Origin of the sequence: Elioraea rosea (genome assembly GCF_007644105.1) — a bacterium.
Lineage (GTDB): Bacteria > Pseudomonadota > Alphaproteobacteria > Acetobacterales > Acetobacteraceae > Elioraea_A > Elioraea_A rosea.
Genome location: NZ_VFAC01000033.1, coordinates 17024 through 42711, shown reverse-complemented (window position 1 = coordinate 42711; position 25688 = coordinate 17024). Strand labels below are relative to the sequence as shown.

The window sequence follows — 25688 nt, the reverse complement described above, 5'->3', positions numbered from 1 at the left end:
GGCGCCGGCGCGGGTGCGGCCTCGGCGGGGCGGGGCGGGGGAGGTGACGCGGCAGAGGGGACGGCGCGCGGCGGCAGGGTGGCCGGGCCGTCGCCGCCGGCCAGCCAGAACCCCATGGCCGAGGCGACCATCGCCACCAGCAGGAGCAGGGCGCCCGCAGCCCTCGACACGTTCCGTCCTCTCCGTGATCCTGCCCGGCACTGTAGCCGGGAAAGCCGGCCTGAAAGAGGGGTGTGATGACGGCGCGGCTGATCGTGTTCGGTCTCGGCTACAGCGGGACGGTGGCGGCCCGCGCCGCCGCCGCCCGGGGTGCCCATGTCACGGTGGTGACACGCGACCCAGGCTCAGCGGCCGCCGAGGCGCTTCGGGCCGAGGGGCTCGCCGTCGCCTCCTTCGATGCACCGCCTGTCGGGGAAGCGACCCACCTGCTCGCGACCGCCGCACCCGCGGAGGGCGGCGAACCCGTGCTCGCCGCACATCGGGAGGCCATCGCCGCCGCCCGGGGCCTTCGCTGGATCGGCTATCTCTCGACGACCGGCGTCTATGGCGACCGTGGCGGCGCCTGGGTCGAGGAAACCTCCACCCCTGCCCCGGGGCAGCCGCGCAGCCAGCGACGCCTCGCCGCGGAGCGTGCCTGGGAAGAGGTCGCGGCGCGGGCCGACGCGCCGGTCGACCTGATCCGGCTCTCCGGCATCTACGGTCCGGGGCGCAGCGCGATCGATGAGGTGAGGGAGGGCACGGCGCGGCGGGTGATAAAGCCCGGCCACGCCTTCTCGCGAATCCATGTCGAGGACATCGCTGGCCTCGTTGCCGCCGCCATGGCCCGGCCGCCCGGCGTGCCGGTGCGCGTGCTGCATGGCGCAGATGACGAGCCCGCCGCCTCGGCCGATGTTGTGGCCGAAGCTGCCCGGCTGCTCGGCGCGAAGCCGCCACCCGCGATCGCCTTCGAGGCGGCCAGGGCGAACATGTCGCTGATGGCGCTCTCCTTCTGGTCGGAGAACCGGAAGGTGGCAAACGGGCTGACCAAGGCCGCGACGGGCTGGTCGCTCCGCTACCCGACCTATCGGGAGGGCCTAAAGGCCATTCTCTCCGGGAAGGCTTGAGAGCGTCGCGCCGAGCAACGCGAGGTCGGCCTCACGGGAGAGGCGGTGGTCGCCGTCCTTCACGAGCGTGACGCGCACGTCGAGGCTCTCGAGGTAGGCCGCGAGGCGGATCGAGGTTTCCCAGGGCACCTCCGCATCGTCCTGTCCATGCAGGAGGCGGACGGGTACGGCAATCGGGATCGGTCCCCGCAGCCTCAGCCGCGTGCGGCCTTCCTCGATCAGGGCACGCCCGATCGGGTAGCCCTCGGGGTCGTAGGGGTTGGGCATGGTGACGACGCCCTCGCGCGCAAGCCGCTCGCGCTGCCGTTCGTCGAGCACGTTCCAGATCAGGTCCTCGGTGAAGTCGGGCGCGGCAGCGATGCCGACGAGGGCGGCAACGCGGTCGGCGATGGCGAGGGCGACCTCGAGCATCACCCAGCCCCCCATCGAGGAGCCGACGAGAACGAGCGGCCCGCGCGTGACGGCGGCGATAAGGGAAAGGGCATCCTCCGTCCAGGCGCCGATCGTGCCGTCCTCGAACCGCCCGGAGGAGGCGCCGTGGCCGGTATAGTCAAAGCGCAGGAAGCCCCGGCCGCGGGCGCAGCACCACGCGCGCAGGAAGGCGGCCTTGGTGCCGGTCATGTCGCTGCGCAGCCCGCCGAGGAACACCACGGCCGGCCCGCGGCCCGGTACGGCCTCGAAGGCGATCGGCCCGTTCGGGCCCTGGTGTGTCTCCGGGATCATCGCTCCACCGCTCCCGCTTCCGTGTCGCGGATGCTATAGCGCGCGCCGGATGCATGCCCTACCCCAAGACGCTCCTGCCGTGCTGCAGGTCCTGCCTGCGCTCGACACGGGCGGGGTCGAGCGCGGCACGATCGAGGTGGCTGCCGCGCTCGCCGGGGCCGGGTTGCGCGCCTTCGTCGCCTCCGCAGGCGGAAGGATGGCGGCGGAAGTGGCCAAGGCGGGCGGCGAGCACATCCAGCTTCCGCTCGCCTCGAAGGACCCGCTCGTGATCTGGCGCAATGCCGGGAAGCTTGAGGCGATCGTCCGCGAGAGGCGCATCGACATCGTCCACGCGCGGAGCCGCGCGCCGGCCTGGAGCGCGCGGATTGCCGCGCGGCGGACGGGGGCGGGGTTCGTCACCACCTATCACGGCACCTATAACGAGGGCCTGCCCTTCAAGCGCGCCTACAACGCGGTGATGGCCTCCGGCGCACGCGTGATCGCGATCAGCCACTTCATCGCGCGCCACCTGATCGCCCGCCACGGCACCGACCCCTCGCGCGTCCGCGTCATCCCCCGCGGCGTCGATCCGCTCCGCTTCGACCCCGCCTCGGTCCAGGGCGACAGGATGCGGAGGCTCGCCGAGGCCTGGCGCCTGCCCGACGGCGCGGCGGTGATCCTGCTTCCCGGGCGGCTCACGCGCTGGAAGGGCCAGGCGGTGCTGATCGAGGCGCTGGCGCGGATGGAGAGGCAGGATGCCGTCGCGGTGCTGGCAGGCGACGCACAGGGGCGGGAAGGGTATCGCGCGGAGCTCGAGGCGCTTGCACGGAGCCGGGGCGTGGCCGAGCGGCTTCGCATGCCGGGTGACTGCGCCGACATCCCCGCCGGGCTGATGCTGGCCGATGCGGTCGTCAGCGCCTCGACCGACCCGGAAGCCTTCGGCCGCGTCGTCGTCGAGGGGCAGGCCATGGCGCGGCCGGTGGTCGCGACCAACCATGGCGGCGCGGCCGAGACGGTCGAGGAGGGGGTGACCGGCTGGTTGGTGCCCCCCGGGGATGCCGAGGCGCTCGCCGCGCGGCTCGACCGGATGCTGGGGCTCGACGAGGCGGAACGCCAGGCGCTCGGCGCCCGCGCCCGTGCCGCCGTGCTCGCCCGCTACACCACGCCGCTGATGTGCGCCGCCACGCTCGATGTGTATCGCGAGGTGCTGGCGGAGCGCGGGCGGTGAAACCCGTCCTTGTCATCAAGCATGGCGCGCTCGGCGATCTCGTGCAGGCCTTCGGGCCCTTCGCGGCGATCCGCGCCCACCACAAGGGCGCAGCGATCACGCTTCTGACCACTCGCCCCTTCGTGGGGCTGATGGCCAAGGCGCCCTGGTTCGACCGGGTGGAGGCCGATGACCGCCCGGCCTGGTGGAACCTGCCCGCCTGGCTCGCGCTCGGGCGCCGCCTTGCGGGGGCGGGCTACGGGCGCGTCTATGACCTGCAGACGTCGGACCGCTCCTCCCGGATGCTGCCACTGATGCGGCTCCTCGGGGCGCGGCCGGAGTGGAGCGGCATCGCCCGCGGCGCCTCGCACCCACACGCCAACCCGGGGCGCGACGCGATGCACACGGCAGACCGGCAGCGCGAGCAACTGGAGATGGCCGGCATCACCGCGTTTCCGCCGCCCGACCTCGGCTGGCTCGCGGGCGACGTCTCGCGGTTCGGCCTTCCTGCCCGATACGCGCTGCTCGTCCCCGGCGCCGCACCACACCGCCCGGCCAAGCGCTGGCCGGCGGATGCGTATGGGGCTTTGGCCGCTCATCTCGCGGGGCGAGGCATCGCGCCGGTGGTGATCGGAACAGGGGCGGAGGCGCCACTCGCGGCAACCATCCGCGATGCGAGCCCCGAGGCGATCGACCTCACGGGGCGCACCGCCATCGCCGATATCGGCGCGCTGGCGGCGGGCGCAGCCCTCGCCATCGGCAACGACACCGGGCCGATGCACCTCGTCGCCGGCATGGGCACACCCGCCCTCGTGCTGTTCAGCCACGACAGCGACCCAGCGCTCTGCGCCCCGCGCGGACCTGCCGGGAAGGACACCGTGCGCGTCCTGCGCGTGGCCGACCTGCGCAGCCTCGCCCCCGAAACCGTCATCGCTTCCCTGCCCGCGCCTTGACGCAGGCAGGGAAGGGGCCGCATAGCACGAGGCTCCGCACGCACCCGAGGACCATACAGAGGTTGCCAGATGCCCGCGCTTACCCTGCCTGACGGTTCTGTCCGCAGCTTCGACGGACCCGTCACGGGCGCGACGCTCGCCGCCGCCATCGGGCCGGGCCTCGCCAAGGCGGCGCTCGCGATCGAGGTCGACGGCGCGCTGTGGGACCTCGCCCGCCCGATCGAGGCGGATGCGAAGGTAAGGCTGATCACCCGCAAGGACGCCGAGGCACTCGAGCTCATCCGCCACGACGCGGCGCATGTTCTGGCCGAGGCGGTGCAGGAGCTGTTTCCCGGCACGCAGGTGACTATCGGGCCGCCGATCGAGAACGGGTTCTACTACGACTTCGCCCGCGATACGCCCTTCACCCCGGAGGACTTCCCCCGGATCGAGGCCAAGATGGCCGAGATCATCGCGCGCGGCGCGGCGTTCGAGCGCATCGTCACCACCCGCCACGAGGCGATCGACCTCTTCACCGCCAAGGGCGAGAAGTACAAGGTCGAGCTCATCCAGGACCTGCCGCGCGGCGAGACCATCACGCTCTACCGCCAGGGCCAGTGGGTCGATCTCTGCCGCGGCCCGCACATGCCGACCACCGGCCATGTCGGCGATGCGTTCAAGCTGATGAAGGTGGCCGGCGCCTATTGGCGGGGCGACCACCGCAACGCGATGCTCTCGCGCATCTACGGCACCGCCTGGCGCGACCGGCGCGAGCTCGATGCGCATCTGCACCAGCTCGCCGAAGCCGAGAAGCGCGACCACCGGCGCATCGGTCGCGAGATGGGGCTGTTCCATCTCCAGGAGGAGGCGGTCGGCTCGGTGTTCTGGCACCCGAAGGGCTGGCGGCTCTACCGCGCGGCCGAGGCCTACATGCGCCGCCGGCTCGACGCCGCCGGCTACCAGGAGGTGAAGACGCCGCAGCTCGTCGACCGTGCGCTCTGGGAGGCCTCCGGCCACTGGGAGAAGTTCCGCGAGCACATGTTCGTCGCGGAAGTGCAGGACGAGAAGGAGAAGGGCCGTTCCCTGGCGCTGAAGCCGATGAACTGCCCCTGCCACGTGCAGATCTTCAACACGACCATCCGCTCCTACCGCGACCTGCCGCTCAGGCTCGCCGAGTTCGGCGCCTGCCACCGCTACGAGCCCTCGGGCGCGCTGCACGGCATCATGCGGGTGCGCGCCTTCACCCAGGACGATGCGCACATCTTCTGCGAGGAGAGCCAGATCGCCGACGAGACGGTGCGGTTCGTCGACCTTCTCTCCTCCGTCTATCGAGATTTCGGCTTCGAGAGCTTCCGCGTGAAGTTCTCGGACCGCCCGCCCGTTCGCGCCGGCTCCGACGAGACGTGGGACCGGGCCGAGGCCGCGCTGAAGGATGCCTGCGGCATCGCGGGCGTCGAGTACGAGCTGAACCCCGGCGAGGGCGCGTTCTACGGCCCGAAGCTCGAGTTCGTGCTGCGCGACGCGATCGGGCGTGACTGGCAGTGCGGCACGCTGCAGGTCGATTTCGTCCTGCCGGAGCGGCTCGACGCGCTCTACGTCGCCTCCGACGGCTCACGCAAGCGGCCGGTGATGCTGCACCGGGCGATCCTCGGCAGCTTCGAGCGGTTCCTCGGCATCCTGATCGAGCAGTATGCCGGCCGCTTCCCGCTCTGGCTTGCGCCGCTCCAGGTGGTGGTCGCGCCCATCACCTCCGACGCCGACGGCTATGCCCGGGAAGTGGCCGCGGCTCTCGCGGCCGTGGGGCTCGCGGTGGAGACCGACCTCTCCACCACCAAGATCAACGCCAAGATCCGCGAGCATTCGGTCGCGCATGTGCCTGTGATCGCCGTCGTCGGCCGCAAGGAGGCGGAGGCGCGGACGGTGGCGCTGCGGCGGCTTGGCGGCGAGGCGCAGACCGTTCTGCCGCTCGACCAGGCGGTGGCGATGCTGGCGGCCGAAGCGGCCGCCCCGGACCTTCGGCCGAACGTTCCAGTTGAAGCGGCGGCCTGATGTCCCCATTCTGTTCCTGTTGCAACGGCAAGGAGGCCTGAGCCATAGCCCGTCCGACCACCCTGGCGCCGCCGACCCGAGAGGGCCCGCGCGTCAATGAAGAGATCCGCATTCCCCAGGTTCGCCTGATCGGCAGCGACGGGGAGATGATCGGGGTTCTGCCCACCCGTGAGGCGCTGTACCGCGCTGCCCAGGAAGGGCTCGACCTCGTCGAGATTTCCCCCGGCGCAGACCCGCCGGTGTGCAAGATCCTCGATTTCGGCAAGTTCAAGTACGAGCAGCAGAAGAAGAAGAACGAGGCTCGGAAGAAGCAGAAGGTCGTCGAGATCAAGGAGATCAAGGTTCGTCCGAACATCGACGACCATGACTACGATGTGAAGATGCGGCAGATGAAGAGCTTCATCGGCGAGGGCGACAAGGTGAAGGTGACCTTGCGCTTCCGCGGTCGCGAGATGGCACATGTCGATCTGGGCATGAAGGTTCTCGAGCGCGTGAAGAACGAGCTCGATCCCGTGGCGAAGGTCGAGCAGATGCCGCGCATGGAAAATCGCCAGATGATCATGGTGCTGACGCCGCGCTGAGCGCGGCGTCTCCTTTGGCTCTCTAGCCCCGCCCCGTCGCCACCAGTGCCCGCCGCACCTCCGGGTCCTCGCGCATGAGCGCAGCGAGGCGCTCGCGCCGGTCGCCGTAGGAAGGATGCGTCGCGAGGAAGGTCGGTCCCGCCGGGCCCTGCGACCCACGCGCCTCCATCCTGTCCCAGAAGCGCATCGCCGCCTGCGGCTCGTAGTCGGCCCGCGCGGCGTAGATCAGGCCGAGCCTGTCCGCCTCGAACTCGTGGCTGCGTGAGAAGGCGGCACCGCCAAGTGCGGCGCCGAGGCCGAGGGCGGCGCCGATCGCGGGCGAGTAGCGGCGGTCGACAGCGGCCCCGGCCGCGGCGCCAATCACAGCGGCCCCGAGCGACAGGGCGAGCTGCTGGCTCACGCGTTCCTGCGCATGCCGGCCGGTGAGGTGGCCCATCTCATGGCCCATGATGATGGCGATCTCGTCCTGGTTGCCGCTGACGAAGCTCCACATCCCGTCGTTGTAGCCGGAGTACCCGTTCGGCAGGACGAAGGCGTTGACGCTCCGGTCGGCAAGCAGCTCCGGGCGGAAGCCGCGCCGCGGCTGCGGCGCGCCCTCGACGTCGGACAGCCGCCCGGCCATGCGCTCGAGGGCCCGCTGCCTGGCGGGGTCGCGCACCGGCCCGCCCGAGCGTCGGCGGATGTCTGCCTCGGCCATGTCCGATATCTGCTCGACCTCCTCGTCGGAGACGAGGATGAGCTGCGAGCGGCCGAGCTGCTCGTTCCGCGCGCAGCCACCGACCGGCAGGCCGAGTGCGAGCGCGGTCAGCACGCCCGCGCCGGCCGAAAGCAGCGCGCGACGGCGGTGGCAATAGGCAGGGCTCGCCAGAGGCGAGGTGCGGTCGGTCGCGGTCATGGTCATGGCCCCGGTCGGTCAAACTCCCGGGCGATGATGAGGTTTCCGGGCAGGCGCCGCCAGACGCCGCCCTACGTCATGAACCGCCGCACGACATTCTCGAGCAGCCGCGACACGCCGCCGTCGAACCCCTTGCCATCCCACAGGCTGCCGCAGAAGGTGATCGAGCCGACCGAGAACACCGCCCCGCCCTTCGGCGTCTCGAAGTAGACGATCTCGGCGCGCTTCAGCGCCTCGGGGCTCTCGCCGGTCACCGTCGCGATGTGCGACAGAAGCTCTTCCGGAACCGTCACGAAATGCGGCGGCGGCACGGCGGAGCGGGCGATGATCACGGCGTTGCGCGGCGTGCCGAGACGCCAGTCCGCCCGGTCGAGCTCGAAGCCGGCAGCACCTCCGCCCGACAGCCCCGTGTCGCCGAAAACCTCCGGCACGCCCTCCATGATCCAGGCCACGGCGGGGTCGTGCGAGGCCGGCAGGCGCGTGAAATGCGTTCCCTCGAACAACCCCTGCGAGGAGAAGCCGACGCCCACGAGCGCCTGCGGCGGGCGGCGGTTGCGGCGCCAGAGACCGCCGAGCTGGCCGTCGAGCTGGTGGTAGTACTCGCCGGGTTCTGCGTCCCACGCGCGGATGCCGCCCTCTGCGCGGCGGATCTCGATGCGGTGCGGCCGCGCCGGGTCGCGCGCGATGCGCCAGTAGAACCCGTTGCCACCGAGATAGACGAGCCTGCCGCCACCATCCCGGTAGTTGGTCAGCGCATCGAGCATGCGGTCGGTGTGGTATTCGGGGTGCGTGCCGGTCAGCACCGCTCGGTAGGGGCGGAGAAGGCCAACCCCCTCGTCGTCGAGATCCTCGTCGGTGATCACGTCGAAGGCGATGCCCTTGGCCTCGAGCCAGGCGGTGATGTGGCTGTCGGCCGGGTAGTGGCGGAGGCCCGATCCGCGCGCGTCGTTGAACGTCAGGAACCCGGGCCGCATCGTCAGCGTCGGGCGCAGGCGGGAGGAGAGCGCGATGCCCGATCCGTCCGGGTGCCGGTTGTAGGTCGAGAAACCGTAGCCGCGCACATGGTCTGGGTTGTGCGGATAGGCGCCCCACTCCACCACGCGCGCCATGTATGCGGCATCGGCATTGCCGCGCTGGTGATTGAAATAGGCCTGGTAGGTGAAGGTGGAGGCGAGGAAGGCGACGGGCGCGGTCGCCTTGCCCTTCGGCGGCAGCACGTAGAACGGCAGCCAGTCCTCCCCGCCCTCGACGGTCAGGTGGAACGCGTAGGCGCCGCTCGTCATGCCATCGGGCACGTCGAAGGTGAAGGACGCGGGCCAGTGGCAATCGTCGAGATCGTCAGCGTGGAATTGGATGGCGGCGTATTCCTCCGGCGCGTGCCGCCAGCAATTCTCCCTCCCCGACCAGCGCGCGCCAATCACCGCCCGCGTCGGCGCGTTGACGAGGGTTCCGGAAAGCCCATCCGGCCCCGTATCGACCACCTCGTCTGACATCATCGCTTGCGCGAAATCCCACCGCGCGCGCACCGCGCCGAGCGCGGCGGGAAGCGTGAGCGCGTCGTCCCAGGCTTCCGCGAAGCCGGATGCGGCGACCACGTCCTCGATCTTGCCGGTGAAATGATCCGTCGGCGAGGCGATCCCGCGTGCGGCGATCAGCACGCCGTCGGCGCGCGGCATCCCGCCCGCGACCGATCCGGAAACGGTCACCGCTTCGCCGGTCACCCGCACCTGGCCGAGCGTCAACCGCCCGGTTGCGGGGTCATGCGCGAGCCAGAGCCGGTACCACGCAAGAGGTTCGAGCGGTGCGCCTGTCGCGAGCCGAAGCGACGCGGCGCCGATCGCGATCTCCACCTCGGCACCGTCCCTGCCCGCGCGGAGGGCGAACGACGCGCCGCCGCCCTCCGCCGCCAGAACCGTCGCCGCCGGCATGTCGGACCGAAGCCAGACGAGCGCACCCCAGGTCCGCGCCTCGTCTGCCGCGAAGCCTGGCCCGGCCTCGATGCGGACATAGGAGCCGAGCGGCGCGGGGTGATGCGCGCCCTCGAACGTCACGTCCATCAGCCCCGGCATCGGGCGGAGGTCCATCCCCGGTCCTTCCGGGTTCGGATCGGCCGAGATGACGCGGACGATGCGAACCCGGCAGGGGCCAGGCGTGCTCAGCGAGACATGCCCGGTGAACCGCCCGCCAGGCCGGCGGGAGAGGCGGTCGAGATAGCCGGTGACGGGCGGGATGGCGGGCGGTGTCATCGGCACCCCCTCAGGCGCGGCGCGCGTTCCAGGGAACCGGGCGCGGCCCCTCGAGCACGCCGGTGACGGAGCTGCGATAGGCCGTGCGGATGAAGAACTGGCCGAGCGGAACGGTCGGCACCTCGCGGAAGGCGAGCGCCTGCATCTCCGCGCCGATCGCGAGCCGCGCGGCCTCGTCGGGTGCGGCGAGCCAACGTGCGTTCAGCACCTCCATCTCGGCGCTCTCGAACCAGCCGCTCCACCCCGCCGTGCCCTGGCCGCGGATCAGCGCGTTCTGCGTCGGCGTGACGATGCCCATGCCGCTCCACCACACCGGGAAGATGTTCCATCCACCCTGGTCGGACCGCGTGCGGTTGACGATGCGCTGCAGAACCGAGCCCCAGTCCGTCGAGACGAAATCCATGTTGAAGCCGATGCGCGTCATCAGGTCGTTCGCGATCAGCCCGAGCGGCGCGATGGAGGGGAAATCGGCCGGGTTCAGCATCACCACCTTCTCTCCGGCATAGCCGCTTCCGCGCAGGATCTCGCGTGCCCGCTCCAGGCTCGGGTTGGCCATGGGCGAGGGTTCGGCGGCTCGGCCGTAGGGCGTGGTGCAGGGGTAGAAGGAGTGGCAGATGTTGAAGGCCGTCGGGTCGTTGCCGGTGACGGCGGCCATGAAGTCGGCCTGGTTCACCGCGGCCAGAACCGCGCGGCGCACCTCCGCCTTGTCGAAGGGCGGCTGCAGGTGGTTGAAGCGCAGCACGCCCATGTAGCCGGCCGGGTCACCGTTCGCGATGGTGATGTTCCGGCTGCGCCGCAGCACGGGAACGAGGTCAGCCGCCACCTGCTCCCACCAATCCACCTCGCCGGCCTGGAGCGCGGCCGAGGCCGTCGCTGCATCGGGAAGCATGTGCCATTCGATGCGCTCGAAGTTCGCGACCTTTCCGCCGGAGGTCCACTCGGGCGCCTCGCTTCGCGGGCGGTAGCGGTCGAACTTCGCATAGGCCGCGCGCGAGCCCGGGTTGAACTCGTCCGCGAGGAACCGGTACGGGCCCGAGCCGATGATCTCGGGAAGTGGCCTCAGCGCATCGGTGGCAGCGATCCGCTCGGGCATGATGAAGGCGGGCGAGGTGCCGGCCTTGGCGATCGCGTCGAGGAGAAGCGGGAAGGGCTGATTGAGCACGATGACGAGCGTGCGGTCGTCCGGCGTCTCGTAGTCCTTCACCGCTGCGGCATAGGTGCGGCCGAAGGTGTCGCGGTTGCCCCAACGGCGCAGGCTCGCCGCGCAGTCCTTCGACCGCACGGGCTGGCCGTCATGAAACACGAGGCCCTCGCGCAGCCGGATGGTCCAGCGCAGGCCATCGTCGGAAACGCTGTGGCCCTCTGCCATCTGCGGCTGAGGGCGCATCTTCGCATCGATGCCGTAGAGTGTGTCCCAGACGTAGAAGCCGTGGTTCACCGCGACGCCGGAGAGGGTGGAGATCGGGTCGGGGTTCGCGAGCGCCGCCTGCGGAACGAAGCGCAGCACGCGCGGGTCGCCGGCGCGCTGGCCGCGCGCGATGCCGGGTGCCGCGAGCGCGGCGGCGATGCCGAGCGCCGCTGTCCGGCGCGTGACGGTGATGCCCATGGAAGCCCTCCTCTTCTTCTCGTTCGTATCCGGTCAGATCACGCCGTCGGCGCGAAGCTCGGCCGCGTAGTCCTCGAGCACGAGGCTAAGCCGCTCGACGAGCAGCGCCACCTCCTCCCCGGTGACGGTGAGCGGCGGCGAGATCATCAGCCAGTCGCCATAGGTGCCGCGCGAGGTGCGGCGGCAGTAGAGCGCGAGGCCGCGCGCGAGCGCGAGCTCCTGCACGCGGTATGGCGCCATCCTCTCGAGCGGGATCATCGCCTTCGTCGCCTTGTCCGCGACGAGCTCGACGGCGAGCAGAAGCCCAAGTCCCCGCACGTCGCCCACGATCGGGCTCGCCAACGCCAGCGCATCGAGCCTGCCGCGCAGCAGCGCGCCCATCCTTGCGGCGTTCCCGACGAGATCGGCCTCCTCGAGTTCGGCCAGCACCGCCTCGCCCACCGCGCAGTTCATCACGTGCGCGGAATAGGTGAAGCCGTGCATGAACCCGCCCGCGGCGGCGACGCGGTCGACCATCGCCTTGGGGAAGAGCGCCGCCCCCATCGGCGCGTAGCCGGCGGAGAGACCCTTGGCCATCACCACCACGTCGGGTCGCGCCTCGGGCCAGTGGTCGGCGGCGAGGAACTTCCCCGTACGCCCCGCGCCGCTCATCACCTCGTCGAAGATCAGCTTCACGCCGTGGCGCGAGCAGATGCGGCGGACCTCGGCGTAGTAGGCATCGGGGGCGACGAGGGCGCCGGTCGCGAGCCCTCCCACCGGTTCCATGATGAAGGCGAGCACGGTCTCCGGCCCCTCGCGGAGGATCGCCTCCTCAAGCGCCTGCGCGCAGGCGAGCGCGTGCGTCTCCGCCGTGTGGTTCGGCGGCAGGCGGTAGGTCATCGGCGCCGGCACCCGGCCGACGGCGCGCAGCAGCGGCCCGAACACCTCGTGCGCATGCGCATCGCCCGACACGGCAAGCGCGCCGAGCGTGTTGCCGTGATAGCCGGGCTGGCGGCCGATCACCTTCCAGCGCGACGCCTCGCCGGTCGCCACGGCGTGCTGGCGGAGGAACTTGATCGCGCTCTCGACCGCTTCCGATCCGCCCGAGACGACGAAGGGGCACTCGAGCCCGGGCCCCGCGAGCCGTGCGAGCCGTGCCGAGAAGGCGATGTTCGCCTCGCTCTCGAACTGGCTCGGATAGGCGAACACGGCCTTCTCCGCCTGTGCGGCCATCGCGGCGAGGATGCGGGGGTGGCCGTGGCCGAGATTGCTCGCCACCGGTCCGGACGAGGCGTCGAGATAGTGGTTGCCGTCCGTGTCGATCAGCCAGATGCCGCGGGCATGGTCGATCCTCGGCAGGCGCTTCGCACCGGGCGGGCGCATGAAATCGGCATGCGCATAGCCGCGCGGGGCGGCCGGCATCACGGGCTGGTCCACTGCACCTCTCCCTCTTGCACGCCGGAGCGTGCCATTCTCTTGTTCACCAAACAAGGCAGGTTTCCGGCCTCAGCCGCCGAGGGTATGGCGAACGCGGCCGAGGCTGCTATTCGGACGTGGATTTGATGCGGAATGGGAGGAGGGTCATGACGGTCCATGCGGCGCGCATTGCGCGCACCAAGGTGCGGCGGCGCGCACCCCCCGTTGCGGTCGGGCTGACGCGGGAGGCGATCGTCGCCGCGGCGCTCGAGGAGCTCGACGATTCGGGCCTCGACGTGTTCAGCCTGCGCGGGCTCGCGAGGCGGCTCGGCGTGAAGCCGAACACCATCACCTGGCATGTCGGCAGCCGCGACGTCCTCTTCGCCGAGGTGGTGGCGCTCCTGCTGCGCGAGCTTGCCCCGCCGCGCGATGGCACCCTCGCCTGGCAGGACTGGCTGCGCGCCCTGTTCGCACGCTACCGGGCGCTGATCCGCCGGCACCCGAACGCCGCGGCGCTCGTTGGCGCGGGTATCGTCTCCAACGCGCGGGCCGATTGCGCGCTCGTCGAGGCGATCCTCGCGACGCTTGCCGAGGCCGGATTCCCCGATGCACTCATCGGCGACGCCTACTGCGCCGTGCAGGCGGCGATGATCGGCTTCACCACGCAGGAATTCGCGCGCATGCCGGATGATCTTCCCGGCTGGCGGGAGGCGACCCGCGCACACCTCGCCGCCGTCGACGCCGCGCGCTACCCGACCCTCGCGCGCCATCTGCCGCGGCTTGCCAATCGCGCCTTCATCCTGCGCTGGCAGAACGGCGTGGAGGCGCCGCTCGACAGCGGCTTCGCGATGTTCACCGACTGCGTCATCGCCGGCCTCGAGGCGAAGCTCGCCGCCGCGCGCACATAAGGCTCGCGCCCCTGTGCGGTTGCGCACGACGGGAGGGGGCCTGCCGCGCTATGGTTGCGATCGCGTGCCATCCTAGCGGAGCCATTCCATGCGCCTTGCCGTTCCCCTGCTTGCCGCCTCGCTTGCCCTCTCTGCCTGTGCCATCGCCGTCGCGCCGGTCGAGACCGCGCCCTCCGGTTCCGGCCCCGTTGCCGCAGGGATCGTGATCACGCCCGTCGGCCCCGGCGAAACGATCCCGGGCGAGGAGATCAGCGGTGTCGCCTTCATCGCCATCGTCCGAGGCAACACCCTCGTGCCCGAGACGGGGTCGGGCGGGGCGCTGATCTACGTCGCTCCCGACGGGGTGGTGTTCCTGCTCGTCGTCGGTGCCGACGGGGAGAGGACCCGCCACGGCAGAATCCTCGAGGCGGGCGGGCGCCCCTGCTGGAGCTTCAAGGAGGTCGAGAACGGCAGGCCGCACTGCTTCCGTGCCTTCCGCGACGGCGAGAAGCTCCGCGCGGTGAAGGAGGACGGCTCGGCGGTCGAAGGCTCCTGGACCGTCCTGCCAGGCCGCCGGTTCGAGGCGTGAATGGTGCGCCGGCGCACTGATCGGGCGAGGCAGCGCCTCTAGCGTCTCCCGGCATCCCGCGCGGGTGCCATCTCAGGGAGACGATCCATGCACCGCATCATCCTGCCGTGCCTTGCCGCGCTGGCACTCGCCGCCTGCGTCGCGGGCCAGGAGAGGCCGAAACCGGTCGCCGGCCCAGGCTCGGTCGCGCCGCCATCCGGCACGTTGCTCTCGGTCGAGGACTACATGGCCCTGGTCAAGGGCAACACGATCGAAGGCACCTCCGCGACTGCCGGGCCCTTCGTGGTGCATGTGAACCAGGATGGCTCGCAGCGCCTGCTGTTCTGGCACCAGGGCGTCGAGCGGCGCGTGCCAGGCACGCTCACCGTCCGGGACGGGCTTCTCTGCTCGGCCTGGGAGGGCGTGCGCGGCGGGGCGCCTCGCTGCTCGCGCATCTACAAGGACGGCGACACGCTGCACGCCATCTGGGCCGATGACGGGACGTGGAACTCGTCCTACCGCGTCGTTCCGGGCAACCCCCGCAACCTCTGATAGCCTGCCCCCGCCCCAGCCTGCTTGACGCGGCAGGGGCGGGGCGCCATACACCGCCCACCACGGCAGACCCTGCCGCTTGCCCCACCCTGACGGTGGGGCACCGCCGCTCCGCGAAGACTCGCGCAGCGGCGCGACTGCGTTTGGGGCCATGCCAGGCGATGGAGCGACCATGTTCGACGCCCTTTCGGGCCGGCTGACAGGCATTTTCGACAAGCTGCGCCGCCGCGGCGCGCTGTCGGAGGCCGACGTGACGGAGGCGCTGCGCGAGGTTCGCGTCGCCCTGCTCGAGGCCGATGTCGCGCTTCCCGTGGTCAAGACCTTCATCGACGAGGTTCGCGAGAAGTCCGTCGGCGAGACGGTTCTGAAGTCGGTCACGCCCGGCCAGCAGGTCGTGAAGATCGTCAACGACGCGCTCGTCTCGATGCTCGGGCCCGCAGCGCCGGGGATCGACCTGAACGCGCCCGCTCCGGTCGTCATCCTGATGCTCGGGCTGCAGGGAAGCGGCAAGACCACCTCTGCCGGCAAGATCGCGCTCAGGCTGCGCAGCAAGGACCGCAAGCGGGTGATGCTGGCGAGCCTCGACACGCAGCGCCCCGCGGCGATGGAGCAGCTCGGAACGCTGGCCGACCGTGCCGGCGTGCTGTCGCTTCCCATCGTCGCCGGCCAGCGCCCGGTCGAGATCGCCCGCCGCGCGATGGTCGAGGCCCGCCAAGGCGGGTTCGACGTGCTGGTGCTCGACACCGCAGGCCGTCTCGCGATCGACGAGGCGCTGATGGCCGAGGTGGCCGAGGTCGCCTCCGTCGCGAAGCCGCACGAGAAGCTGCTCGTCGTCGACGCGATGACCGGCCAGGACGCGGTCACGGTCGCGCGCGCCTTCCACGAGAAGGTCGGCGTCACCGGCATCGTCATGACGCGGATGGACGGCGATGCCCGCGGCGGTGCGGCGCTCTCGATGCGCGCCATCACCGGCGCGCCGATCCGCCTGATCGGCGTGGGCGAGAAGCTCGACGCGCTCGAGGATTTCCACCCCGACCGTGTCGCGGGGCGCATCCTCGGGATGGGCGACGTGGTCTCGCTCGTCGAGAAGGCGGCGGCGACCATCGAGGCCGAGGATGCCGAGAAGCTCGCCGCGAAGCTTCAGAAGGGCACGTTCGACCTTGACGACTACCGCAAGCAGCTCGGCCAGATCACCAAGATGGGCAGCCTCCAGGGCCTGCTCGGCATGCTGCCCGGGGTCTCGAAGGTGAAGGCGCAGATGGCCGAGGCGAAGGTCGATGAGAAGATCCTCAAGCGCCAGGTCGCCATCATCGACAGCATGACGAAGGCCGAGCGCCGCAAGCCCGAGATCATCAAGGCCTCGCGCAAGAAGCGCATCGCGGCAGGCTCCGGCGTGAAGGTCGAGGACGTGAACCGGCTGCTGAAGCAGTTCGACGACATGACCACGATGATGAAGCGCATGCAGAAGATAGGTCAGAAGGGCCTGCTGCGGCAGGGGCTCGGCAGCCTCATGCCTGGAGGCGGCGGCGGCTTCCCGGGCCTTCCCGGCGGCAAGCGCCCGTTCTGACCCCGATCCTCGTTTTCGAACCGACACGACATACCGCAGAAGGAACCGACTGGATGAGCCTCAAGATCCGACTTTCCCGCGCCGGCGCGAAGAAGCGGCCCTACTACCACATCGTGGTGGCCGACAGCCGCAGCCCGCGCGACGGCCGCTTCATCGAGAAGGTGGGCGCCTACAACCCGATGCTTCCTGCCGACCATGCCGACCGCGTGAAGCTCCAGGCTGAGAAGATCCAGGCCTGGATCGGCAAGGGCGCGCAGGTGACCGAGCGGGTCGAGCGCTTCCTCTCCAAGGCGGGCCTCGTTCCCGAGCGCGCCAAGCCGGAGCAGACGAAGCAGCACCTTCCGAAGAAGAAGGCGCAGGAGCGCGCCGCCGCGGCCGCCGCCGCGAACGGCTGAGCGGACCGCGCCAGAGGCCCTGCCCGCGATGTCTCCGACCCGTGTCCTGATGGGGGTGATCGGCCGCCCGCACGGCGTGCGGGGGCTCGTGCGCGTGCAGTCCTTCACGGCCGAGCCCACCGACATCGCCGCCTACGGCCCGCTGTGGGACGAGGCGGCGGGGCGGAACTTCCTCCTCAGCGTGGTCACGCCCGGCGAGATGCCGGTGGTGCGCATCGACGGCGTGGCCGACCGGGAGGCGGCGGCGCGGCTGACGGGCACGAAGCTCTATGTCGAGCGCGCGGTGCTGCCCGAGACGGAGGAGGACGAGTACTACCTCGCCGATCTCGTCGGCTGCGAGGCGGTCGATGTCTCCGGTGCGCCGGTAGGGCGGGTCGCTGCGGTGCACGACCATGGCGCGGGTGCCTTCCTCGAGATCCCCCGCGAGGCGGGGCCGGCGCTGCTCCTGCCCTTCACCCGCGCCGCGGTTCCGGTGGTCGACCTCGCCGCACGGCGCGTCACGGTCGCGCCGCCGGCCGAGGAGATCGTTCCTCCTTCGGCAGAGGGCAGCGGCGAGGGAGCGGCGGCATGAGCTGGACCGCGCGCCTGCTGACGCTTTTCCCCGAGATGTTCCCGGGGCCGCTCGGCCATTCGCTTGCCGGCCGGGCGCTCGCGCGGGGGCAGTGGACGCTCGAGGCGATCGACATCCGCGACCATGCGACGGGACGCCACCGCTCGGTCGACGATGCGCCGTTCGGCGGCGGTGCGGGGATGGTGATGCGCCCGGACGTGATCGATGCGGCAGCCGAGGCCGCTGCCCTGTCCGGCGCGCCGCTCATCGTGCTCACCCCGCGCGGGCGGCCGCTGACGCAGGCGCGCGTCGCTTCGCTCGCTGCGGGTCCGGGCGTCGTACTGCTCTGCGGCCGCTACGAGGGGATCGACCAACGCGTGATCGAGGCGCGGTCGATGGAGGAGCTCTCGATCGGCGACTACGTCCTGTCGGGCGGGGAGCCGGCGGCGATGGTGCTGCTCGATGCCGTCGTGCGGCTTCTGCCGGGCGTCATGGGCGCCGAGGAGAGCGGCGAGGAGGAGAGCTTCTCCTCCGGCCTGCTCGAATACCCGCACTACACGCGGCCGGCCCTCTGGAAGGGCCGCGCCGTGCCGGAGGTTCTGCTCGGCGGCAACCATGCGGCGATTGCCGAGTGGCGCCAGGCCGAGGCGGAAAGGATCACACGCGAACGGCGGCCCGATCTCTGGGCCGCCTGGCAGGCGCTGGCCGATGCCGCGCCGACCGCATGAGAGGAACGCGCCGCGGGGGCTTCACCCTGCGGCCACGAGGTGAGAAGGAGAACCGTCATGAACATCCTGCAGCAGATCGAGGCCGAACAGGTCGCGAAGCTCTCTTCGGAGAGGCCGGTGCCGACATTCGGCCCGGGCGACACGCTGCGCGTCGCCGTGCGCGTCGTCGAGGGCGAGCGCACTCGCCTGCAGGCCTTCGAGGGCGTGTGCATCGCGCGGAAGAACGCCGGCATCAACTCGAACTTCACCGTGCGCAAGATCAGCTACGGCGAGGGGGTGGAGCGCGTGTTCCCCCTCTATTCGCCGAACGTCGCCGAGATCAAGGTGATGCGCCGCGGTGACGTGCGCCGGGCGAAGCTCTATTACCTGCGCGGCCGGACCGGCAAGGCAGCCCGCATCGCCGAGAAGATGGGGCTTTCGAACAACGCCGCCGCCCAGACCGAGGCGACCGCCGAGGCGCCCGCGGCAGAGCCGGCGCAGGAGTGATCCGCTCCTGACCGGAGGGGCGGTGGACGAGGAACGGGGGAGAGCAGGGTATGGCTGAGACGCGTCCGCGCACGCTGTTCGACAAGATCTGGGACAGCCACGTCGTGGAGCGGCTGCCCGACGGCACCTGCCTCCTCTACATCGACCGCCACCTGGTGCATGAGGTGACGAGCCCGCAGGCCTTCGAGGGCCTGCGCATGGCCGGCCGCCAGGTGCGCCGGCCGGACGCGACCTTCGCGGTGGCCGACCACAACGTGCCGACCTCCGACCGCAGCGCAGGCATCGCCGAGCCGGAGAGCCGCATCCAGGTCGAGACGCTCGAGAAGAACGTCGCCGAGTTCGGCGTGCCGTACTTCCCGCTTCTCGATGCGCGCCAGGGCATCGTGCACATCGTCGGGCCGGAGCAGGGCATCTCCCAGCCCGGCATGACGATCGTCTGCGGCGACAGCCACACCTCGACGCACGGCGCGCTGGGCGCGCTCGCCTTCGGCATCGGCACGAGCGAGGTCGAGCACGTGCTCGCCACGCAGACGCTGCTGCAGAAGCCGGCGAAGAACATGCTCGTGCGAGTCGATGGCGCGCTGCCCCTGGGCTGCACGGCGAAGGACATCATCCTCGCCATCATCGGCCGCATCGGCACGGCGGGCGGCACCGGCCACGTGATCGAGTATGCCGGCGAGGCGATCCGCGCGCTCGACATGGCAGGCCGCATGACGATCTGCAACATGTCGATCGAGGGCGGCGCGCGCGCTGGCCTGATCGCGCCGGACGAGACCACCTTCGCCTACATCAAGGGCCGCCCGCACGCGCCGAAGGGCGAGGCGTGGGACCGCGCCGTCGCCTGGTGGAAGTCACTGCCTTCGGACGAGGGCGCGTCCTACGACACCACCATCGTGATCAACGCGCCCGACATCGTTCCCCTCGTCACCTGGGGCACGAGCCCCGAGGACGTCGTGCCGGTGACCGGCGCGGTTCCCGACCCGGCGAACGAGAGCAGCGAGGCGCGGCGCGCGGCCAAGCAGCGCATGCTCGACTACATGGGCCTCACGCCGGGCCAGCGCATGCAGGACATTGCGGTGGACGTGGTGTTCATCGGCTCCTGTACCAACGGGCGCATCGAGGACATCCGTGCAGCCGCCGCCGTCGCCAAAGGGCGCAAGGTGGTGAGCGGCGTGCGCGCGATGGTGGTTCCCGGCTCCGGCCTCGTGAAGGAGGCCGCCGAGGCGGAGGGGCTCGACAAGGTGCTGATCGAGGCCGGCTTCGAGTGGCGCGAGGCGGGCTGCTCGATGTGCCTCGGCATGAACCCGGACCAGCTGAAGCCCGGCCAGCGCTGCGCCTCGACCTCGAACCGCAACTTCGAGGGCCGCCAGGGCCCCGGCGGGCGGACGCACCTGATGAGCCCCGCCATGGCCGCCGCCGCCGCGGTGACCGGGCGGCTGACCGACGTGCGCGAGCTGGCGCGCTGAGGGGAAGGAGAGCGAGCATGCAGCCCTTCACGACGCTCACCGGCATCGCGGCGCCGCTGCCGCAGCCGAATGTCGACACCGACAAGATCATCCCCGCGCGCTTCCTCAAGACGATCCTGCGCACCGGCCTCGGCAAGAACCTGTTCGACACGCTGCGCTACAGGCCCGACGGCAGCGAGAACCCGGATTTCATCCTGAACAGGGAACCGTACCGGAAGGCGGAGATCCTGATCGCAGGGCCGAATTTCGGCTGCGGTTCCTCGCGCGAGCACGCGCCCTGGGCGCTGCTCGATTTCGGCATACGCTGCGTCATCGCGCCCGATTTCGCCGACATCTTCTTCAACAACTGCTTCAAGAACGGCATCCTGCCGATCAAGCTGCCGCAGGAGGTGTGCGACGCGCTGCTCGCCGATGCGGAGTTGGGCGCGAATGCGCGGCTGACGGTCGACCTCGAGCGCCAGGTGGTGGTGCGGCCGAACGGCGAGGAAATCCGCTTCGAAGTCGATCCGTTCCGCAAGCATTGCCTTCTGAACGGGCTCGACGACATCGGCCAGACGATGGCGCATGCGCCGAAGATCGACGCGTTCGAGACGCGCCGCAGGGCCGAGCAGCCCTGGCTGTGAGAACGATGCCCCGCCGGCGCGAGGGGATGCGCCGGCAGGGCGGCAACGACGGGGGACGATCAGGATGGCGTCGAACAAGAAGCTTCTCGTGCTGCCCGGTGACGGCATCGGGCCCGAGGTGATGCGCGAGGTGCGCCGTGTCATCGACTGGATGGACCGGCGCCGCGCCGTCACCTTCGACCTCGAGGAGGCCCTCGTCGGCGGGGCGGCGATGGACGCGCAGGGCGTACCAATCACCGAGGAGACGGTCGCGAAGGCGAAATCGGCCGATGCGGTGCTGTTCGGCTCCGTCGGCGGGCCCAAGTGGGACACGCTCGGCTTCGACAAGCGGCCGGAGATCGCGATCCTCACCCTTCGGCGTGAGCTCGGCCTCTTCGCCAACCTCCGCCCCGCCACCGTGCTCGACCCGCTCGTGGATGCCTCCACCCTGAAGCCCGACGTGGTGCGCGGCCTCGATATCATGATCGTGCGCGAGAGCACGGGCGGCATCTATTTCGGCGAGCCGCGCGGCATCGAGACGCTGCCAGACGGTTCGAAGCGCGGCGTCAACACGGAGGTCTACACGACCGCCGAGATCGAGCGCGTCGCCCGCGTCGGATTCGAGCTCGCGCGAAAGCGGCAGAACCGCCTCTGCTCCGTCGAGAAGGCCAACGTGATGGAGAGCGGCCTGCTTTGGCGCCAGACGGTAGCGGCGCTCGGCCAGCGCGAGTTCCCCGATGTCGAGCTCAGCCACATGTACGCCGACAACTGCGCGATGCAGCTCGTGCGCAACCCGCGCCAGTTCGACGTGATCGTCACCACGAACCTGTTCGGCGACCTGCTTTCGGACCTCGCCTCGATGCTGACGGGCTCGCTCGGCATGCTTCCCTCGGCGACGTTGGGCGGCCTCGGCGCCGATGGCCGCCGCCATGCGCTCTACGAGCCGATCCATGGCTCTGCGCCCGACATCGCCGGCAAGGGCATCGCCAACCCGATGGCGCAGATCCTCTCCTTCGCGATGCTGCTTCGCTTCAGCTTCGACATGAACGAGGATGCCGCACTGATCGAGCGGGCCTGCACCAAGGTGCTTGCGAGTGGCTTGCGCACCGCCGACATCATGCAGACGGGTATGGCGCGCGTCTCGACCCAAGTGATGGGCGAGGCGGTGACGCGCGAGCTCGACAAGATCGCCGCCTGAGGCCTGCGTTCCGGCTCGGCCGCCCTGCGCGGTCGGGCCTTGCTTGGGCCAGGGTGTTCCGTTAGAACCCCGGCCTCTGCCGCCGAGAGGCGGCCTGCGCGCCCGTAGCTCAACTGGATAGAGCACCAGACTACGGATCTGGGGGTTGTGGGTTCAAATCCTGCCGGGCGCGCCATTTCCCCAACATCTCGAGCGTGGATCGCCGCCTGACTCCGCCTTGCCCGGCGAATGCGCGGCGGAAATGCCTCCGCCACTTGTATCCATGTACATAACAAGATATATAACATGTTATCGCTAAGGCGAGGTACTCTCGTGACCCAGGATGTCATCCGATCGCTCGGCTATCTCTGCCTCGGCACAAGGCTGAAACGGCTCGGCGAGGCCTTGCAGGCCGATGTGCAGCGCGTGCTCGATGAGCTCGATCCGCCCGTACAGGCGAGCCATCATCCGCTTCTCGCCGCGCTCGACCGGCTCGGCCCCCTCGCGGTCGGAGAGCTTGCACAGGCGGTCGGCCTCAGCCAACCGGGCATCACCCGCAGCATCGCGCAGCTTGCGGCGCTCGGCCTCGTCGAACAGGCGCAGCCGAACGACGACCAGAGGCGTCGGATCATTTCGCTTACCACTTCGGGGCGGGGCCTGGTGCAGTCCGCGCGGCGCAATGCCTGGCCACGCATCGAGCGTGCCGTGGCCGCCCTTTGCGAGGGGCTGTCCGGCCCGCTTCTCGAGCAGCTCTCGGCAATCGAGGACGGGCTTGCGGCAGCCCCGATGCATCGGCGCGCGGCAGGCGGCAAGGAGCCTGTGCGATGACCGCTTCGCTCGACAGGCCGATCTGGTCTGCCCTCGCGACGCGCCACGCAGGCCTGGCGCAAGGCTCTTCGTGCGCCAGGCGCTACCTCGCCGAGATCGCGCCCTTCGCCGCCACGCAGGCGGATGATCGCGATTGCCTTCTCGCGCTGGGCGACCTCGTACGGCCCGCCGAGCGGGTCCTGGTCATCCAGGCAACTCCGATTTCAGTTCCACCCGACCTCGTCGCGACGACGACCGCCATGGGCGTGCAGATGCTTCTCGAGCGCCCGGCACAGGACCTGGACGGTTCCGGCATCGAACGCCTTGGTGCGGCGGACGTCGAAGACATGCTCGCGCTTGCCACCCTGACGAAACCAGGCCCTTTCACCCTCCGCGCGCTCAGTCTCGGCGCGTTCTGGGGCATCCGCGAGCAGGGCCGGCTCATCGCCATGGCCGGCGAACGCTTCGGCCACCCTGGCTTCACGGAGATCAGCGGCGTCTGCACCCATCCGGACGCGCAGGGCCGGGGTCTCGCGAAACGGCTCTCCCTCCTGGTCGCCCGCGCGATCCAGCACCGCGGCGAGACGCCCTATCTGCACGCCTGGGAGACGAACGCGCGGGCGATCACGCTCTATCGTTCCATCGGCTTTCGCCTGCGCGCTCGCATGCACGTCGCGGCATTCGAGCGCATGGCCTGAACCCGCCGCGTCAGGCGCGCACGGGCTCGCGCGCCGCGATCTCCTCGACCATCAACTCGGCCACCGCATCGCTCGACATCGGGTTCTGTCCGGTGATGACACGATCGTCGGAAATCGCCTTCGAGGTGAAGTTCGGCGCGGCCTCGAAATGGGCACCGAGCTCGCGCAGCCGCGCCTCAAGAAGGAAGGGCACCGCGCCGAGGAGGCCCATCTCGCGTTCCTCCGCATCGGTGAAGGCGTTCACCCGGAGGTCCTCGACCAGTGGGCGTCCATCCGTCCGCCTGGCGTTCACGAGGCCGGCCGGACCGTGGCACACTGCGCCCACGACGCCGCCTGACGCGTGGATCGCACTCACGATCGCCGCGAGATGGGCGGAGGACGGGAAGTCCCACATCGTGCCGTGGCCGCCCGGCAGGAACACTGCATCGTGATCCCGAGGGTCTACCGCCGCGATCGGCTTGGTCGCAGCGAGTGCTGCCATCGCGCCGGCATCGGAGAGGAAGCGGCGGACGCTTTCCGGCCAGGCCGACGCCTCGCCTTCGAGGCTCGCGGGATCGTGCACGGCCGCACCGCCGGCGATGGAGGCGAGCGTGACCTCGTGCCCCGCATCGAGGAAGGCGAAGTAGGGCGCAGCAAGCTCCTCGAAGTAGAAGCCTGTCGCGCGCCCGGTGTCGCCGAGCTGCGTATGCGAGGTGAGAACGATGAGGATCCTGGCCATCAGCTGTCTCCTGTTCGAGCGCGCGCCCTCCGCAAGCCGGATGCCGCATCCCGCAAACGCTGCCGGGCGGACAAGGTTGGCGGCGCCGCGACCGGTCGATTGCTAGCGGCAGGCCATCGCCTCTCCGACAGCCACGCAGCGTGCGGTGGCCTCGGGCACCCGCTCAAGCAGCGCCGGGATCGCGGCAGGCAGGAGAAGGCGAAGCTCGCCCGCGGCGAGGGGGGCGGCGGCCAGGGAGGCATCGTCGCAGGCCGGCGGCGTGCGCCACCGCGCGACATGCATGGTGCTGACGGCAAGCGCACGCTCGGAGGCGAGCGCCAGCGCCTCGTGCGCGAGTACGAAGCTTCGCGTGTCGTGCTGCGCGATGCAGGGCCAGGATGGCAGCAGGGTGAGCCGCGAGGCCTCGGCCATGAGCCCGCGCAGGGCATCCGCCTCCAGCGTCCAGGCCGGCCGGGCATCGGCCCAGGCCGCGAGATCGCGGCGGATCGGCGCAGCATCCACGAACTGGGCAACGCCCAGCGCGAGCGCGAGCCACGGGCCGGCGCGTCCGCTGCGCGCGAGCAGCACAACGGTGGCGAGCAGAAGCGCATAGCCAACCGGCCAGAAGAACCGGCCTGACGCGCGGAACTGCTCGAGGAAGCCAGGCACCGCTCCAAGATCGAGCACGATGCGCTCGCCGAAGCCGACGCGATGGCTGACGGCGAGAAGCGTGAGCCCGAGCATCGCGAGTGCCAGGCCGCCATGGCGGCGAACCATCGCCGCCGCTTCGCGCGGCCGAAGCAGAACGCCGAGCACCAGCCCGCCGAGCAGCCCAGCCCCGAGCCAGGCATAGCCTTCCCAGCCACCATGGCCCGTCGCGTCGATCTCCTTCCCGATGCCGCCTCCGAACAGGAGCGACCGGTAGGGCCAGACAGGCGAAAGAAGGTTGAGCGCGTAGCGTCCGTAGCCGCCGTCGCCGGCCGCGCCGAGATAGCCGAACGCCGCCATCGTCGCCGCGACGGCGAGCGCGCAGGCGGCGGACCCTGCCACCGCGCTCGCTGTTCCGGCGCCGTCGCGCAGAAGCCGCGTCACCGGTACCGCCGCGATCATCGCGAGCGCCATGGCGGCGAGATAGGGGTGGACGAGCAGGATTGCGACGAGCACCACGGCCGCCGCCGCCCATGTGCCCACGCTTTGTTCCTGCACGAGCCGAAGATAGAGGCCGAGCGAGACGAGCAGCGCGGCGTGGAAGGTCAGCGCCGCATGGCCGTAGCGGGCGAGCCACAGGGGCATGGCGAGCGCCGCAAGCGACACGCCGAGCGCCGGCAACAGCCGCTTCTCTCCTGCGCTCCGCAGAGCGAACACCGCGGCGATCGGCTGCGCGACGGTGGCGATCGCGTACCAGAGGCCGATGCCGTGGAATCCCGCCGGCAGGAACGGCGACGCGATCTTGAGCGGGATTGCCAGCAGGGGAATGCCGTCGGCGAAGGCGATGTTCACGCCATCCGGCGTGTTCATGTTGCGTGCGAGCAGCGGCGGCCAGCGCCATGCATCGGCGATGAAATACCGCTGCGCGATCGCGTGCTGGGCGGCGTCCCCGATCGGCGCTGCGTCGCCGCCTGCGACGGGCACGAGGAAGTGACCCGGGAAGAGAAGAGCGGCCTGGATGAGGCCGAGCAGGAGGGCGGCGAGGTAGCACGGCACTGCCGGAAAACCCTGGTCGGAAGCCGATTTCCGCCGTGTCATCTGCTCTCCGCCAGGCCGCATCGCACCGATCGTCCGCGCCGCTGTA

25 protein-coding genes and 1 tRNA gene are annotated in these 25688 nt (G+C 70.6%); 19 read left to right on the top strand and 7 right to left on the bottom strand.

All coding sequences use genetic code 11. The features are described 5' to 3' along the window. Positions 1-236: 236 nt before the first annotated feature. Entirely contained in the window at positions 237-1103 is an 867-nt protein-coding gene (locus tag FIF60_RS16995; RefSeq protein ID WP_144299481.1) for an NAD-dependent epimerase/dehydratase family protein, read from the top strand. Here FIF60_RS16995 and FIF60_RS16990 read toward each other — a convergent pair. After that, positions 1074-1826: an alpha/beta fold hydrolase gene (locus FIF60_RS16990; protein WP_144299480.1), complete on the bottom strand. Its 753-nt coding sequence runs from the start codon at positions 1824-1826 to the stop codon at positions 1074-1076. The two genes, FIF60_RS16995 and FIF60_RS16990, sit on opposite strands and share 30 nt — an antisense overlap. A gap of 79 nt (positions 1827-1905) precedes the next feature. On the opposite strand from FIF60_RS16990, the gene FIF60_RS16985 reads away from it, so the two are divergent. From FIF60_RS16985 to infC, 4 genes are all read left to right on the top strand, one after another. Further along, on the top strand, positions 1906-3033 hold the full coding sequence (locus FIF60_RS16985; RefSeq protein ID WP_338032101.1) for a glycosyltransferase family 4 protein: 1128 nt from the start codon (positions 1906-1908) through the stop codon (positions 3031-3033). Further along, complete coding sequence (locus tag FIF60_RS16980) at positions 3030-3965, top strand: glycosyltransferase family 9 protein (protein ID WP_144299478.1); 936 nt, start codon at positions 3030-3032, stop codon at positions 3963-3965. The genes FIF60_RS16985 and FIF60_RS16980 overlap by 4 nt, the downstream gene beginning before the upstream one ends. A 69-nt stretch (positions 3966-4034) precedes the next feature. Then, a complete protein-coding gene (gene thrS / locus FIF60_RS16975) occupies positions 4035-5993 on the top strand; it encodes a threonine--tRNA ligase (protein WP_144299477.1) in 1959 nt (652 codons plus the stop codon). Between the two features lie 62 nt (positions 5994-6055). Then, positions 6056-6574 (top strand): translation initiation factor IF-3, encoded by a 519-nt coding sequence (gene infC / locus FIF60_RS16970; protein WP_144299476.1) that lies wholly within the window; start codon positions 6056-6058, stop codon positions 6572-6574. Positions 6575-6596: 22 nt separating this feature from the next. On the opposite strand, the gene FIF60_RS16965 is transcribed toward infC, so the two are convergent. The 4 genes from FIF60_RS16965 to FIF60_RS16950 form a co-directional block, all read right to left on the bottom strand. Further along, complete coding sequence (locus FIF60_RS16965) at positions 6597-7475, bottom strand: M48 family metallopeptidase (RefSeq protein ID WP_144299475.1); 879 nt, start codon at positions 7473-7475, stop codon at positions 6597-6599. Positions 7476-7540: 65 nt separating this feature from the next. Then, a complete protein-coding gene (locus tag FIF60_RS16960) occupies positions 7541-9715 on the bottom strand; it encodes a N,N-dimethylformamidase beta subunit family domain-containing protein (protein WP_239451685.1) in 2175 nt (724 codons plus the stop codon). A 10-nt stretch (positions 9716-9725) separates the two neighbouring features. Next, positions 9726-11321 carry an ABC transporter substrate-binding protein gene (locus tag FIF60_RS16955; protein WP_144299474.1) on the bottom strand — a complete coding sequence of 532 codons (1596 nt, stop codon included), beginning with the start codon at positions 11319-11321 and terminating at the stop codon, positions 9726-9728. 33 nt (positions 11322-11354) lie between these two features. Next, complete coding sequence (locus FIF60_RS16950) at positions 11355-12737, bottom strand: aminotransferase family protein (RefSeq protein ID WP_239451684.1); 1383 nt, start codon at positions 12735-12737, stop codon at positions 11355-11357. Between the two features lie 146 nt (positions 12738-12883). Between FIF60_RS16950 and FIF60_RS16945 the strand changes: the two genes are divergently transcribed. The 14 genes from FIF60_RS16945 (at position 12884) to FIF60_RS16875 (ending at position 23199) form a co-directional block, all read left to right on the top strand. Beyond that, a complete protein-coding gene (locus FIF60_RS16945) occupies positions 12884-13624 on the top strand; it encodes a TetR/AcrR family transcriptional regulator (protein WP_158639272.1) in 741 nt (246 codons plus the stop codon). Between the two features lie 88 nt (positions 13625-13712). Then, entirely contained in the window at positions 13713-14192 is a 480-nt protein-coding gene (locus tag FIF60_RS16940) for a hypothetical protein (RefSeq protein WP_144299472.1), read from the top strand. 87 nt (positions 14193-14279) lie between these two features. Next, positions 14280-14723, top strand: a complete 444-nt coding sequence (locus FIF60_RS16935; RefSeq protein ID WP_144299471.1) for a hypothetical protein — start codon at positions 14280-14282, stop codon at positions 14721-14723. Between the two features lie 172 nt (positions 14724-14895). Further along, positions 14896-16290 (top strand): signal recognition particle protein, encoded by a 1395-nt coding sequence (ffh, locus tag FIF60_RS16930; protein ID WP_144299470.1) that lies wholly within the window; start codon positions 14896-14898, stop codon positions 16288-16290. Positions 16291-16343: 53 nt separating this feature from the next. After that, entirely contained in the window at positions 16344-16685 is a 342-nt protein-coding gene (rpsP, locus tag FIF60_RS16920) for a 30S ribosomal protein S16 (protein ID WP_144299469.1), read from the top strand. Positions 16686-16713: 28 nt separating this feature from the next. Beyond that, positions 16714-17256, top strand: coding sequence for a ribosome maturation factor RimM (gene rimM / locus FIF60_RS16915; RefSeq protein WP_144299468.1), 543 nt, complete (start codon positions 16714-16716; stop codon positions 17254-17256). Further along, on the top strand, positions 17253-17963 hold the full coding sequence (gene trmD, locus FIF60_RS16910) for a tRNA (guanosine(37)-N1)-methyltransferase TrmD (RefSeq protein ID WP_144299467.1): 711 nt from the start codon (positions 17253-17255) through the stop codon (positions 17961-17963). The genes rimM and trmD overlap by 4 nt, the downstream gene beginning before the upstream one ends. 57 nt (positions 17964-18020) lie before the next feature. Next, positions 18021-18449, top strand: coding sequence for a 50S ribosomal protein L19 (gene rplS, locus FIF60_RS16905; protein WP_144299466.1), 429 nt, complete (start codon positions 18021-18023; stop codon positions 18447-18449). Positions 18450-18499: 50 nt separating this feature from the next. Next, positions 18500-19915, top strand: coding sequence for a 3-isopropylmalate dehydratase large subunit (gene leuC, locus FIF60_RS16900; protein WP_144299465.1), 1416 nt, complete (start codon positions 18500-18502; stop codon positions 19913-19915). A gap of 17 nt (positions 19916-19932) precedes the next feature. Further along, positions 19933-20538, top strand: coding sequence for a 3-isopropylmalate dehydratase small subunit (gene leuD / locus FIF60_RS16895; protein ID WP_144299464.1), 606 nt, complete (start codon positions 19933-19935; stop codon positions 20536-20538). A gap of 64 nt (positions 20539-20602) precedes the next feature. After that, a complete protein-coding gene (leuB, locus tag FIF60_RS16890) occupies positions 20603-21715 on the top strand; it encodes a 3-isopropylmalate dehydrogenase (RefSeq protein WP_144299463.1) in 1113 nt (370 codons plus the stop codon). 98 nt (positions 21716-21813) lie between these two features. Then, positions 21814-21890 (top strand) — tRNA-Arg (locus FIF60_RS16885). 137 nt (positions 21891-22027) lie between these two features. Beyond that, positions 22028-22522, top strand: coding sequence for a MarR family winged helix-turn-helix transcriptional regulator (locus FIF60_RS16880; RefSeq protein ID WP_204251229.1), 495 nt, complete (start codon positions 22028-22030; stop codon positions 22520-22522). After that, the gene (locus FIF60_RS16875) at positions 22519-23199 is read left to right on the top strand and encodes a GNAT family N-acetyltransferase (RefSeq protein WP_144299461.1); all 681 of its coding nucleotides are present in this window, start codon (positions 22519-22521) and stop codon (positions 23197-23199) included. Before FIF60_RS16880 ends, FIF60_RS16875 begins: the two co-directional genes overlap by 4 nt. A 10-nt stretch (positions 23200-23209) precedes the next feature. On the opposite strand, the gene FIF60_RS16870 is transcribed toward FIF60_RS16875, so the two are convergent. Both FIF60_RS16870 and FIF60_RS16865 read right to left on the bottom strand, forming a co-directional pair. Next, positions 23210-23917, bottom strand: coding sequence for a type 1 glutamine amidotransferase domain-containing protein (locus FIF60_RS16870; RefSeq protein ID WP_144299460.1), 708 nt, complete (start codon positions 23915-23917; stop codon positions 23210-23212). Positions 23918-24019: 102 nt separating this feature from the next. Then, positions 24020-25642, bottom strand: a complete 1623-nt coding sequence (locus FIF60_RS16865) for a DUF6311 domain-containing protein (RefSeq protein WP_144299459.1) — start codon at positions 25640-25642, stop codon at positions 24020-24022. Positions 25643-25688 lie beyond the last annotated feature (46 nt).

Coding starts and splice junctions, on each gene's coding strand:
- FIF60_RS16870 (WP_144299460.1), bottom strand. CDS start 23,917: ATGGCCAGGATCCTCATCGTTCTCACCTCGCATACGCAGCTCGGCGAC.
- ffh (WP_144299470.1), top strand. CDS start 14,896: ATGTTCGACGCCCTTTCGGGCCGGCTGACAGGCATTTTCGACAAGCTG.
- rplS (WP_144299466.1), top strand. CDS start 18,021: ATGAACATCCTGCAGCAGATCGAGGCCGAACAGGTCGCGAAGCTCTCT.
- FIF60_RS16940 (WP_144299472.1), top strand. CDS start 13,713: ATGCGCCTTGCCGTTCCCCTGCTTGCCGCCTCGCTTGCCCTCTCTGCC.
- trmD (WP_144299467.1), top strand. CDS start 17,253: ATGAGCTGGACCGCGCGCCTGCTGACGCTTTTCCCCGAGATGTTCCCG.
- thrS (WP_144299477.1), top strand. CDS start 4,035: ATGCCCGCGCTTACCCTGCCTGACGGTTCTGTCCGCAGCTTCGACGGA.
- FIF60_RS16960 (WP_239451685.1), bottom strand. CDS start 9,715: ATGACACCGCCCGCCATCCCGCCCGTCACCGGCTATCTCGACCGCCTC.
- FIF60_RS16935 (WP_144299471.1), top strand. CDS start 14,280: ATGCACCGCATCATCCTGCCGTGCCTTGCCGCGCTGGCACTCGCCGCC.
- FIF60_RS16995 (WP_144299481.1), top strand. CDS start 237: ATGACGGCGCGGCTGATCGTGTTCGGTCTCGGCTACAGCGGGACGGTG.
- FIF60_RS16965 (WP_144299475.1), bottom strand. CDS start 7,475: ATGACCATGACCGCGACCGACCGCACCTCGCCTCTGGCGAGCCCTGCC.
- leuB (WP_144299463.1), top strand. CDS start 20,603: ATGGCGTCGAACAAGAAGCTTCTCGTGCTGCCCGGTGACGGCATCGGG.
- FIF60_RS16945 (WP_158639272.1), top strand. CDS start 12,884: ATGACGGTCCATGCGGCGCGCATTGCGCGCACCAAGGTGCGGCGGCGC.
- rpsP (WP_144299469.1), top strand. CDS start 16,344: ATGAGCCTCAAGATCCGACTTTCCCGCGCCGGCGCGAAGAAGCGGCCC.
- FIF60_RS16865 (WP_144299459.1), bottom strand. CDS start 25,642: ATGACACGGCGGAAATCGGCTTCCGACCAGGGTTTTCCGGCAGTGCCG.
- leuD (WP_144299464.1), top strand. CDS start 19,933: ATGCAGCCCTTCACGACGCTCACCGGCATCGCGGCGCCGCTGCCGCAG.
- FIF60_RS16990 (WP_144299480.1), bottom strand. CDS start 1,826: ATGATCCCGGAGACACACCAGGGCCCGAACGGGCCGATCGCCTTCGAG.
- FIF60_RS16955 (WP_144299474.1), bottom strand. CDS start 11,321: ATGGGCATCACCGTCACGCGCCGGACAGCGGCGCTCGGCATCGCCGCC.
- FIF60_RS16875 (WP_144299461.1), top strand. CDS start 22,519: ATGACCGCTTCGCTCGACAGGCCGATCTGGTCTGCCCTCGCGACGCGC.
- leuC (WP_144299465.1), top strand. CDS start 18,500: ATGGCTGAGACGCGTCCGCGCACGCTGTTCGACAAGATCTGGGACAGC.
- rimM (WP_144299468.1), top strand. CDS start 16,714: ATGTCTCCGACCCGTGTCCTGATGGGGGTGATCGGCCGCCCGCACGGC.